This window comes from Clostridium psychrophilum, assembly GCF_018861705.1.
Lineage (GTDB): Bacteria > Bacillota > Clostridia > Clostridiales > Clostridiaceae > Clostridium_AD > Clostridium_AD psychrophilum.
The window spans coordinates 1-12,301 of the sequence record NZ_JAHLEC010000098.1; the positions used below are offsets into that span (position 1 = coordinate 1).

Below are 12,301 nucleotides of genomic sequence, written 5' to 3' on the forward strand. Positions count from 1 at the left end.
TAAATAATTACTAAATTTACCATTGTTCGTGTTATGCAATGGTCTTTTTGTTATGCAATGAAATTAACAACTACTTTCGCAAATTTACACTTGACTTTAACTAGCTGGTCTCTTATTTTTGTAATAAACCAATACTTACAAACTCATCTTTTAATTTCAAGTATAATCTTTCGTAAATTTCAAAAGTTTTCATGTAAACCTCATGATTTTTTTTGTTGGGCTTAAATGTTTGAGAAATAGGAACTAATTTTTCTACTTCTTCAATATTATCTATAATCCCTATTGCCTTCATTCCAATTACTACTGCTCCAAGACAAGAGCTTTCATAACTTTCTGCAACTACTACCTTTTTATTAAATACGTCTGATAACATTTGTACCCAAAGTTCAGATCTGACAAACCCTCCAGTGGCGTATATTGTATCAATATTACCAGTCGTCTCTTCTAAAGCTTTTCCCACACTATAAATTCCAAAAATTACGCCCTCAAGAAGTGCTCTTAAAAAATGTTCCCTCTTATGTGTAATATTTATTCCAAAATAAACACCCTTTGAATTTGCATCCCAATGTGGTGCTCTCTCCCCCAGTAAATAAGGCAAAAATATCAAACCATTTGCTCCTGCTGGAACTTTCGCCGCCTCTTTTGTCAATAATTCATAAGTGTCGATTCCTAAAGACTTTGCCTTGGAAAGTTCTATTTGAGAAAAATTATCCCTGAACCATCTAAAGATAATTCCTCCATTATTAACTGGTCCACCTAGTACAAAATGATCCTCGGTAAGAATGTAACTAAAAATTCTTTCGCTTTCATCATTTTTAGGTTTATCTGCTATAATTCTTATAGCTCCACTAGTTCCAATTGTAACTGCCGCATCACCTGGCTTTATTGCATTAGCACCAAGGTTTGCAAGGCAACCATCGCTTGCTCCGATTACAAAGGCAGTGTCTACATCAATGCCCATTAAATCTGCATATTTTTTATCCATTTTTTTAAATACTTTTGTTGGGGATACTGGTAAGGATAACTTATCCCCATTTATACCTGCAACTTCTAACGAATTTTTGTTCCACTTAAGTTCGTAGATATCAAACAAACCTGTAGCAGACGCAATCGAATAATCCACAACATATTTGCCAAATAGTTTAAAGAAAACATATTCCTTGATAGAAATAAATTTACTTGTATTGTCAAATACTTCCTTCATATTATCCTTAATCCATTTTATCTTGCATAATGGTGACATTGGATGAATTGGCGTGCCTGTTTTCATATAAATTTCATGACCCATTTTACTGTTTTTTATAGACTCTGAAATTTGTGTACTTCTAGTATCTGCCCAAATAATACAATCAGTTAATTTGTCCCCTTTTTCATTTACAGCAATTATTCCATGCATTGCAGCGCTGAAACTTACAGCAAGAAGTTCATTCCCCTTGTTAGCGTTTTCATTTACTACGCATTTAATTGAATTAATAACTGCGTCAAATATCTCATCAGGATTTTGTTCACTAAAAGATGGTTTAGGATTTAATATAGGATATCCTATATTACACTTAGAAATTATATTTCCGTGCAAATTAAACGCGATTGCTTTAGTGCTACTTGTTCCAATATCCAATCCAATTAAGTATTTCATAATTTCCCCCATTAATAAAATTATTTTCATTTTGTTATATATTATTTGTTTAATTGACACTTTATGAAACTTATTTCCTATTTATTATTATATTACTATGTAAATGTTTATTCAAGTGTTTTCTGAAAATAGTTTTCATTTTTACAATAAAAAATACACTCTTATTGAGTGTATGAAAATGATTTTAATATCTTTTATTAGCTATAGCTCCTCTTATTTGTTCTAAAACCTTATAATAATTATCTTTATCTTTCAGACAAGTACCTACAAACATACAATCTATAAGTGATAATGCACTAATCCTCGACTCCATTGCCTCACTTCTTGATAAATTTTCTTTCCCGTATGATACAAGCACAACATCAGATACCTTTGATATTGGAGATTTATAATTAGAAGTTATAGATATGATTTTTACACCCTTTTCCTTTCCGATTTTCAAATTCTCTACTAATTCTTTATTGCTTCCAGTATTTGAAATAGCTATTATACAATCATTTTCATCATACATGGAACATAACATAGCTTGAAAATGAGAATCATCATGGAATATACAATACTTCCCTGTTCTCATAAATTTATGATATGCATCTAAAGCGATTGCCGCAGACCCACCCATACCAAAGAAAGCTATTCTTTTTGCATTATGGATATACCCTATAGCCTTATCTAACTCCTTACTGTCGTTTATCCTTAATGTTTCATTAAGAGAACTTATTGTGGAGTTAAATATCTTTTGCATTAAAACCAAGCTGTCATCATTCTCTTTTATTTCCTCATGTATATTGACTATAGGTTTTACTATTTCACTAGCTATTCTTATCTTTAAATCCTGATATCCTTTAAATCCTAGTTTTTTACTAAGTCTAGATACCGTGGCATCACCACATTTACAATTCTCAGCTAGTTCAGTTATAGATGAGTGGATAATGTCCTTTGGATTTTTAAGTATGTACTCTCCAACTCTTTTCTCTGCTCCTTTAAGTTCTGAATATATATTTCTTAATCTCTCTATACCACCTATATCATTCATTATATTACCACCTAACAAAATTTTTACTTTATTTTAAAATCTCCGTAGTTTCACGAAATCATTCACGCCTTCTATTATACTATAATATACCATATAATATTAAACTGTATAAACAAAAACGCTATTGTATCTTTTAAATACAATGCGTTTATTTGAATTACTGTTATTCTGAACTTTTAAGTGATTCTATCATATCAATCTTACCAAATTCCTTGTACATAGCTAAATTTACAATTACAGAAAATGAAATTGTAAGTAAAACTGAATACAGATAATAAATAGGATCTATTTTTCTCATAAACATCATTACATTAGTTTCTGAGGTAGTTATTACAAAACTATTAAGTAATATCCCTACGACTATTCCTGCTAAACTTCCTATTACCGTTAATATTATGTTTTCACGGTATATATATAATGCAAGTTCACTATCATAAAATCCTAAAAGCTTTATCGTAGACAATTCTCTTTTTCTTTCATTGATATTTATATTTGTAAGATTGTATATTACAACAAATGCAAGCACACCTGCAGATATTATTAATACCAACACCACCGAATTTATACTTTTTGTTGTTTTATTAAAATCATATTGTGATTTGTTTTTGTAACTTACAGATCCAACATCATCTATTGCTGTTAATACCTTTGTAGTCTTATCCTCTGAACTATCTGTAATACTTTTTAAAAGTCCATAGAAACCATTAAATTTAAGACTTTCTCCAGTTGTTTTTTTATAATAATTAGGACTCATATAAATGTAATGTTTAAGATAATGCTGCGTTATGCCAGATATCTTGACCTTTACAAGCTTATCATTTATAGTTACATCAAATGTGTCTCCAACTTTTTTGTTCATAAGTTTTGATAACTTTTCAGTAATTATTACGCCTCTATCATTAAGTTTAAGCTCCTCTTTTTTAGTTGATGTAAGCTTAATATACTTATTAATTTCATTTTTATCTTCTGTAACAACTACATAGGCATCTTCACGTCCATATTTATAAAGATCAACCGTTGCATTTTTTGTATAAGAAAATAAAACTGATTTTACATTGGAATCTTTCATTACTTCATTTTTTGTAATATCTGTTTTGTCCCCTTCTAGATCTCCTCTAAATGTTGATAGCATGTCATATTTGTATATATCAGTGAATTGACTCTTCGCAGCCCCTAGTATTCCTGACTTAAGTCCAAATCCTGTTATCATAAGACCTGTACAAACCGCAATTCCTATAACTGTCATGAAAAATCTTTGTTTATATCTAAATATATTTCTTGCAGTAACTTTATTTGTAAAACTTAATCTTTTCCATATAAACGTTATTCTTTCAAGTAATATGGTCTTTCCAGCTTTTGGAGGCTTTGGTCTCATTAGTGATGATGGTGCTTCTCTTAATTCTTCAAGGGACGCTGCAACCGCTGCAAGGGTTGTAAATATTATAGCGATTAAAGACGCCTGAAGAGCGAGCCCAGTGTTAAATGGAGTTAAAGAGCTAGGAATAGCATAAAGGGTACCATAAGCATTCATTATTAGTGGAGGAAAAAGTCTGAAACCAAAAGATATACCTATTACCGTTCCAGCAATACTTGCTAAAAGCGCATATATCAAATAATGCGTAGTTATAGCTATCCTTGAATATCCTAAAGCTTTAAATGTTCCTATTTCAATTCTGTTTTCTTGCACCATTCTCGTCATAGTAGTAAGACTAACTAAAGCTGCCACTAAGAAAAATATAAGTGGAAAAGCTTTGCCAATATTGTCTATTCTATCGCTATCCTGCCTATATGTTTCATATCCAAGATTAGTGCTTCTCCCTAATACGAACCACTCAGGTGATTTAATAGCCTTAATTTTATCTTTATTTTTGTTGATTTTTAATTGTCCATCTTTTATTTTAGTGTTGACTTCAGCTTCTTCTAATTTTACTTTTTCAATATTTCCATTAACTTCTTTTTCTCCTCTAGCAAGTTTTATTCTTGCTGCGTCTAATTCAAGTTTCCCATTTGTTATAAGTTTCTCGCTCTGATTTAATTTTACTCTTCCAACATCTATTTTTGATTTTGAAAGATCAAAATTATTTTTTAAGCTTTGTATATCAAAATAAGGTTTCATTTGAACTATAGCTCCACTATTTTTTAATGAAGTATACATAGTTTCAAAATTTCTCCCCTTAATGCTTCCTAAATAAATCTTATTTATACCATTATACTGAGCAAGAAAAACTTGATTATTAGGATCTGTTTCTAATTGTTTTTTTGCCAAAGCAACTTTTAGTGCAATAGACGACGTGATACTCGATGAAGCTTGCACCTTTCCTGCGCTAAGTTTTCTTTCGCTTTCATTAAGCTTGTTAGTACCCTTGGCGATTTGTTTTTCTCCCTGCATTTTTTTCTGATTATAAATTATTTGATTTTGTGCAAGTTCTATTTTACCATTATCAATTTTAGTTTTTGCATTATCTAACTTTTTATAAGCTTCACTAAATTTATCTTCTGCTTCCTTTTTAGAATTATTTAACTTTTCTTGTGCTGTATTTATTTTATCACTAGCTTCTGTTACTATTTGTTTATATCGTATTTTGTTTCTTATAACTCCAAAGTCTTTGAGACTTTTCTCCATATTCTTTGAAGCGACTTTATATTCTTCGTTTGTTATAAGACTATCTTTTGAAAGACCATTATCCATTGTTAAATATATTTCTGTATAATAATTACTTTTAAATACATCCGGTAGAATGTATAAAAATCCTTTCACGGATCCATTTCCCACAGAACTTAATGGTCTTTGAGCTGATAGATATAATGGCGAGAGTGCTTCTCCAACTATTTTAAATTTGCTTATTTTTAAGGTATCACCTATTTTACTAGAATCGTCTCCAGATTTAAGTTCTATAACATCGCCCATTTTGAAGTTATTTGCTTTTAAAAATCCTTTTTCTACTACAACTTCATTACTGGCTTTTGGCAACCTTCCTGTAATAATTTTGATCTTATTTATTCCATTTTCAGGTGGAGTCGAATTAACATTAAGAACTAATGAATGTTTATCCTTTTCAACCACAATATCTATTGAATATGAACCCTTTACCGTTTTTACGCCTTTAATTTTCTGAGCCTGCACTATATCATCTTTTGTAAGCCCAAGCGTTGAAACTAATTTAAAATCCATAAATCCTGTTTTATTAAAATAAGCATCTGCTGATTTTTTCATATCAGGACTTGTAGCCCTAACGCCAGCATAAAAGGCTACTCCAATTGCAATAATTATTACTATAGATAAAAACCTTGAAAAAGTCTTTTTTATATTTCTAAATAAATTCTTAAAAAATGTTTTTTTCATTTCTACCACTCCAAGCTTTCAATTGCCATTGGATTATCGTTTTTAATGACGCTTTCAACTCTCCCACTTTTAACTGTTATTATCTTATCCGCAATAGGTGTTATAGCCGAATTGTGCGTAATAACTACAACAGTCATACCATCTTTTTTGGATGCGCTTGATAGCAACTTAAGTATTGACTTACCTGTGTTGTAATCAAGTGCCCCCGTAGGCTCATCACAAAGAAGTAACTTAGGATTCTTTGCAAGTGCCCTTGCTATTGAAACTCTTTGCTGCTCTCCCCCTGAAAGCTGCGAAGGAAAATTTTGCATTCTATTTTCAAGCCCAACATTTTTAAGTACTTCTACTGGACTCATTGGGTTTTTACATATTTCAACTGCAAGCTCTACATTTTCAATTGCATTTAGATTTTGTACTAAATTATAGAATTGGAATACAAATCCTATATCATCACGCCTATATTTTGTAAGCATTTTCTTGTTGTATTCACTTATATCATTCCCATCCACAATTATATTTCCAGTAGTGACTTGATCCATACCTCCTAAAAGATTCAGTATTGTAGTTTTACCTGCACCACTAGCACCAATAACTACAACAAATTCACCTTTTTCTATAGTAAATGAAACATCATCTACTGCTTTTATTATTACTTCTCCTGTAGCATAAGTTTTTTTTACATTTTTTAGTTCTATAAATTTTTTCATTTTTATCTCCTATCTTATATTTTCGCACTCTAATTTACTTATAATATTATTATAAAATATATCTATTATATCAAGTATAAGTTTTCTAACCTCTATTCCATCCTCTTTCTCTCTCAAAATTATGGAGATACTCTCTACAAGGTTATATGAAATTAGATAAATAATAAAATTATTTTTAAGCCTTTTACCTTGTAACGACAATTCATATTCCATTTTTGCAGAAACAATTCTAGTTATAAAATCAACAAATGTTTTTTTACAATTTTCATACTTTGATCCTTCACTCTTATTAAGTAATATTGTAAGTTCTGTGCTACTCTCTTTAAATATTTCCAGTATTTTTTCCATTAGTTCATAGAAAATATCATCTGTTTTCTCGCTTACGATTACTTCATCAAACTTATTTATGTAATCCATTAATCTATTGTATACAGGACTTATTAAATTTTCATACAAATCATCTTTACCATGATAATATTTATAAAAATTGCCCACTGATGTCTTAGAATTTTTAACTATGCTCCTTATCGATGTATCCTTATATCCCCTTTTTTTAAATTCTTTTAGAGCTTCTTCTACTATATTTTTTCTGATTTCTTCTTTTAAATATTGCATTAGAAAACCTCCGTTCTCTTTTATATTATAACCTTTTCTGAAATAAACTCAATAGTTGTGTTTGAACTTTTTATTAAAAAGACACAAATTAAGCCTAGAGTGAGACCATGCTTCACCCTAGGCTTAATTTTACATACCACTGCTGATTGTATAAAATGTCACGTTCATTATTTTTTACGTTTCAATTACTCCTTTAATATAAAATTATTTATCGCATAAGCTATTCCAGACTCATTATTAGATTTAGTTATGTATTTTGCTTGTGCTTTAATATCCTCTACAGCATTTTCCATAGCTATAGGCATTCCTGCGCATTTAAACATTTCTATGTCATTATAATTATCTCCAAAAACCATAATTTCATTTAATTCTACATCTAATTTCTTTGACAATATTTCTAAAGCATTTCCTTTAGAAATATCTGATGCCATTATATCTAAAAGCCCTCTTGCCGAACTTACTACCGTAAGATTATTATATTTTGAAAAGTGCTTTTCGAGTAATATAATCTCCTCATGTTTTTCACAAACTAACAAAACCTTAAAAGCATCTATATCATTAATATTCTCCATTATTTTATCATCTATATATTTTATAGGTATCTGTTCATCTTGTAATAAAACCTTATTATGATTCTCGTATTTTCTACCTACAGAATTGTTTTTAGTGGAATATACTACATCAGCAGTATAGATAATAAACTCAATTTTATTATTCTCACAATAAGTTGCAACCTCCTTTACATCAATTTTATCCATTACCTTCGAATAGAGAACCTCCCCTGTTTGGATATTTCTAACGAGTCCTCCATTACAAGATATAATAGGTCCTTTTAAGTTTAACTGCTTTATATAACTCTTCACCATAAGATCCAATCTACCAGAAGCAATAATTACTTCTACCCCCATATTCTGAAGCTTTTTTAGTGCCACTTCATTCTCATTTGAAATAACATTATCTGAATTTAATAATGTTCCATCCATATCACATACACACCATTTATATTTAATCATATATACTTTCTCCTTTTATAACTAGCTATTATTTAAATTATATAAAAAATCATCATATATCTAATTATCTACTTTTATAGGTCTAATTTCAACAATAACTTTTTATATTTCTAAATACTTTGTATTTAGCTCGCTATAAAACTTAGAATACAGTACCTATACCATAGTTTCTTCTCTATGAAAATATTCATCTATGCTTTCATAGCAAGTATTTACCATGAATTCTATCTCCTCTTTATTTATAATATATGGAGGGATAAAATAGAGTACATCTCCTATAGGTCTTAATAATAAACCTTTTTTTAAAGCAATCTTATATATCTCATAACCTACTCTTGTCTGCCAAGGATAACTTTCTTTTGTCTCCTTATCCTTTACTATTTCGATAGCTGTTATCATACCTATACTTCTTACTTCGCCTACGTGATTTAAATTTTTAGCTTTTTTTATTGTGAGTTTCCTTATAAGTTCACCTTTTTCTATATTGTTATTTATAATATTGTCTTCTTCAAATATCTTTAAATTTTCGAGTGCTATTGCGCATCCCATAGCATTACCTGAATAAGTATGACTATGAATAAATGATTTTCGATCTTTATAATCTCCATAAAAGCAATTATATATTTCATCTGTAGTCATAACTACCGACATAGGCATATATCCCGCAGAAATTCCTTTTGAAAGGCACATAAAATCTGGACTTATTTGAGCATGATTACAAGCAAACATCTCACCAGTTCTCCCAAAACCCATTGCAATTTCATCTGCAATAAGGTGCACCTCATATTTGTCACAAAGCTTGCGAAGCTTCTTTAAATAAATTGATGAGTAAATCTTCATACCTGCGGCACCTTGAACCATTGGTTCAACTATTACTGCACTTATATCATCATGATTTTTGGATAAGCACTTTTCCATATTCTCAAAACACTCTGCATCACAACTTTCTCTACTAAAACCATATTTACACCTATAGCAATCTGGTCCCTCTACTCTGAAAGTATCTAAAAGAAGAGGCTTGTATACCAAATTAAACTCATCTATATCACAAACGGACAATGCACCTAAAGTTTCCCCATGGTATGCATCACTTAATGCTACGAATCTTTTCTTTTTAGAATTTCCCTTTTGCATATTATAATGAAAACTCATTTTCAAAGCTATTTCTACCGCTGAAGATCCATTATCAGAGAAAAACACTTTTTTAAGCTTTTCCGGTGTTATATTTACAAGCTTTTCCGCCAGCTCTATGGCAGGCTTATTTGAAAAATTTGCAAATATAACATGTTCAATGCTATCTACCTGCCTTTTTATAGCTTCATTAATCCTCTTATTACTATGCCCTAGAGTATTTGTCCACCAAGATGATATACAATCTAAATATCTATTTCCATCAATATCATAAAGCCAAACCCCTTCACCTTTTTCAATAACTATTGGATTAAGTTCCTCATAGTCCTTCATTTGAGAACAAGGATGCCATATATATTTCAAATCTTTTTTTACATAACTATTCATACTTTTACCTCACCCTTCAACATTATAATTGATCCATGCATTCTTCTAATGTCTTAATACTGAAAGTATTTTTTGCATTTATCCTTATAGATTGCAACCTGTTGTCCTTTAGATTTTCAATATGTTTAAGCTTTCCTATAATTGGAACTTTAGTGAGCTTTTCTATCATTTGAATATTATCATTGCAGATGAAATTATTTATATAATCGTTTATTATAATCCCTTTGATATTAATTCCTAATGATTCTATATATTTTACAGTAAGTACTGTGTGGTTAATTGTTCCTACCCCAGATCTTGCCACAATAATAACACCCATTTTTAAATCCTTTATAAGATTTTCAAGAGTATATAATCCTCTTTCATCATCTATCAATGGACATACTATTCCACCGCTACCCTCAGCAATTATGTAATCATATTTTTTCTTTAAATAATAATATTTTTCTTTTAACAAATCTATTTGAATAGGGTTATTCTCAAGTTTCGCTGCTAAGTGAGGGGACACAGCTGACTTGTAAACATAGGGTGTAATATTTTCATAAGCTTCTTTCAAATTGCTTACTTCACTAACAAGTAACGTATCTCCCGGGACAAATTCATTTCCTGCTTCAATCGCCCCACTCAATGCTGCCTTAAAATATGTAGCATTATATCCATTACTCCTAAGTACATGCATAATGCTAGCAGTTACAACAGTTTTACCCACATCAGTATCAGTTCCAACTATAAATACTCCCTTAGCCATTTTTTCTAACCTCCATATTTAATTCACTTACCATTTTTTTATCATCTTTTATTTTATTGCCAGAGGTTGTGAGATAATTTCCAGTGATTGTAGCATTAGCTCCTGCATTAAAACAATTTTTTCCAAACTCATCGATACGATTCCTTCCTCCAGCAAGTCTTATATATGCTTTGGGATTCACAAATCTTATTATTGCAATAGTTTTTAGTATTTCATCTTGACTTAAACTCTCTGCATTTTCTAGTGGTGTTCCCTTAATTGGATTTAATACATTAACAGGAATAGATTTAACCCCTAAGTCCCTTAGCTGAAAAGCTAGTTTAACTCTATCCACCATACTTTCCCCAAGCCCAATAATTCCTCCACAGCAAATAATCATTCCAGCTTTCTTTGCAGCATTTATAGTATCTATCCGTTCATCATAGCTGTGAGTTGTACATATATTATCATAGTACTCCCTGCTAGTTTCTAAATTATGATGATACATTGTTATTCCCTTTTCTCTTAGCCTATGCATCTGCTCATATCCAAGTATTCCGAGAGAAGCACATAAATCAATTTTCATTTCTTTTTTTAATTTCTCATATATATCTAAAATCTTTTCAAAATCACTACCAGTTTGTCCTCTACCACTTGTCACTAAAGAAAATCTGTTTACTCCCTCCTTTTCATTTTCTTTTGCAAGCTTTAAAGCATCCTCCGTTGAAACTAATTCATACTCTTTTACATTTGTTTTATAATGAGCTGATTGCGCACAGAATTTACAATTCTCAGTGCATCGTCCCGATTTTGCATTCATAATAGTGCAAAGATCCACTTCTGTGCCGCAAAAATACTTTCGCACTTTATTAGCACTTTTACATAATTCTTCTATGTCATCTTTTTGCTTTATATCTGCTAATTTTATTGCCTCATCATAGCTTATAATTTGACCTTCTAAAACCTTTTCCTCTATACTCTTAATAAACTTTCTCATGTCGTACACCTCTCTTCTTCGTTTTTTATTCAATGTATCCACTTTTTCTTAATACAGGTAATAATTTTATTGAAATATATGCTGCAAATACTGTTAACGTCAAGTCTCCAGTTATGCAAATCACAAAACCATAGAAAAATGCAAAATAAAAAGAAACATCCTTTCCTAAATATAAATTATAACTAATATACAAATATACCACTCCAAATAAATATACAAAAAACAGACCCGAAAGCAGCGTAAATACGGTTTTTAAAAAATTTAATTCCTTTACATGTTCTCTTATTTTACCTATAACATAAGCCGCCACTATGAAACCTATAAGATATCCAAATGTAGGTTTAAATATATAGCTTATACCTCCGCCTTCAGTAAATACTGGCACACCAGAAAGCCCAATAGCCACATAAACTATTTGTGACAATGCTCCTAATCTTGAGCCTAAGATTAAGCCCGATAATGCACAAAACAGATACTGAAGTGTAAAAGGTACATATGGTATTGGTACTCTAACAAACGCTCCAATAGCTGTTAAAGCGGAAAACATAGCTACTAAAATTAAGTTTCTAGTATTTTTCATAAACACACCTCCTTAACATGATTGATAGTGTTAACACTATCTTTGTTTTATTTATTTAAGACCCTGCAATTGCAAGGATTGTAGCTGTTTTTAAGAAAAAAAACAATGACCCCCTCTTTCTGGTATAATTGT

10 protein-coding genes are annotated in these 12,301 nt (G+C 30.4%); all 10 read right to left on the bottom strand.

Annotated features, from left to right (window positions below; all coding sequences use genetic code 11):
* Positions 1-112 precede the first annotated feature (112 nt).
* The 10 genes from gntK to KPL38_RS15345 all read right to left on the bottom strand — a co-directional run bounded on the left by gntK (position 113) and on the right by KPL38_RS15345 (position 12,169).
* Positions 113-1,636: a gluconokinase gene (gene gntK / locus KPL38_RS15300; RefSeq protein ID WP_216290020.1), complete on the bottom strand. Its 1,524-nt coding sequence runs from the start codon at positions 1,634-1,636 to the stop codon at positions 113-115.
* A gap of 184 nt (positions 1,637-1,820) precedes the next feature.
* Complete coding sequence (locus KPL38_RS15305; RefSeq protein WP_216290022.1) at positions 1,821-2,669, bottom strand: MurR/RpiR family transcriptional regulator; 849 nt, start codon at positions 2,667-2,669, stop codon at positions 1,821-1,823.
* 163 nt (positions 2,670-2,832) lie between these two features.
* A complete protein-coding gene (locus KPL38_RS15310) occupies positions 2,833-6,012 on the bottom strand; it encodes an ABC transporter permease (RefSeq protein ID WP_216290023.1) in 3,180 nt (1,059 codons plus the stop codon).
* A 2-nt stretch (positions 6,013-6,014) separates the two neighbouring features.
* Entirely contained in the window at positions 6,015-6,719 is a 705-nt protein-coding gene (locus KPL38_RS15315; protein ID WP_216290024.1) for an ABC transporter ATP-binding protein, read from the bottom strand.
* Between the two features lie 9 nt (positions 6,720-6,728).
* Positions 6,729-7,334 (bottom strand): TetR/AcrR family transcriptional regulator, encoded by a 606-nt coding sequence (locus KPL38_RS15320; protein WP_216290025.1) that lies wholly within the window; start codon positions 7,332-7,334, stop codon positions 6,729-6,731.
* Between the two features lie 185 nt (positions 7,335-7,519).
* Positions 7,520-8,347 (bottom strand): Cof-type HAD-IIB family hydrolase, encoded by an 828-nt coding sequence (locus tag KPL38_RS15325; RefSeq protein ID WP_216290026.1) that lies wholly within the window; start codon positions 8,345-8,347, stop codon positions 7,520-7,522.
* 156 nt (positions 8,348-8,503) lie between these two features.
* Complete coding sequence (gene bioA, locus KPL38_RS15330; RefSeq protein ID WP_216290027.1) at positions 8,504-9,865, bottom strand: adenosylmethionine--8-amino-7-oxononanoate transaminase; 1,362 nt, start codon at positions 9,863-9,865, stop codon at positions 8,504-8,506.
* Positions 9,866-9,887: 22 nt separating this feature from the next.
* The gene (gene bioD / locus KPL38_RS15335) at positions 9,888-10,613 is read right to left on the bottom strand and encodes a dethiobiotin synthase (protein WP_216290028.1); all 726 of its coding nucleotides are present in this window, start codon (positions 10,611-10,613) and stop codon (positions 9,888-9,890) included.
* Positions 10,606-11,589, bottom strand: a complete 984-nt coding sequence (gene bioB / locus KPL38_RS15340; protein WP_216290030.1) for a biotin synthase BioB — start codon at positions 11,587-11,589, stop codon at positions 10,606-10,608. Before bioB ends, bioD begins: the two co-directional genes overlap by 8 nt.
* A gap of 25 nt (positions 11,590-11,614) precedes the next feature.
* Complete coding sequence (locus tag KPL38_RS15345; protein ID WP_216290031.1) at positions 11,615-12,169, bottom strand: biotin transporter BioY; 555 nt, start codon at positions 12,167-12,169, stop codon at positions 11,615-11,617.
* Between the last annotated feature and the right edge of the window lie 132 nt (positions 12,170-12,301).

What these genes read in the sequence shown, in the direction of transcription:
- bioB (WP_216290030.1), bottom strand. Translation starts at nt 11,589, where the DNA reads ATGAGAAAGTTTATTAAGAGTATAGAGGAAAAGGTTTTAGAAGGTCAA.
- KPL38_RS15325 (WP_216290026.1), bottom strand. Translation starts at nt 8,347, where the DNA reads ATGATTAAATATAAATGGTGTGTATGTGATATGGATGGAACATTATTA.
- KPL38_RS15310 (WP_216290023.1), bottom strand. Translation starts at nt 6,012, where the DNA reads ATGAAAAAAACATTTTTTAAGAATTTATTTAGAAATATAAAAAAGACT.
- bioD (WP_216290028.1), bottom strand. Translation starts at nt 10,613, where the DNA reads ATGGCTAAGGGAGTATTTATAGTTGGAACTGATACTGATGTGGGTAAA.
- KPL38_RS15305 (WP_216290022.1), bottom strand. Translation starts at nt 2,669, where the DNA reads ATGAATGATATAGGTGGTATAGAGAGATTAAGAAATATATATTCAGAA.
- KPL38_RS15345 (WP_216290031.1), bottom strand. Translation starts at nt 12,169, where the DNA reads ATGAAAAATACTAGAAACTTAATTTTAGTAGCTATGTTTTCCGCTTTA.
- KPL38_RS15315 (WP_216290024.1), bottom strand. Translation starts at nt 6,719, where the DNA reads ATGAAAAAATTTATAGAACTAAAAAATGTAAAAAAAACTTATGCTACA.
- KPL38_RS15320 (WP_216290025.1), bottom strand. Translation starts at nt 7,334, where the DNA reads ATGCAATATTTAAAAGAAGAAATCAGAAAAAATATAGTAGAAGAAGCT.
- gntK (WP_216290020.1), bottom strand. Translation starts at nt 1,636, where the DNA reads ATGAAATACTTAATTGGATTGGATATTGGAACAAGTAGCACTAAAGCA.
- bioA (WP_216290027.1), bottom strand. Translation starts at nt 9,865, where the DNA reads ATGAATAGTTATGTAAAAAAAGATTTGAAATATATATGGCATCCTTGT.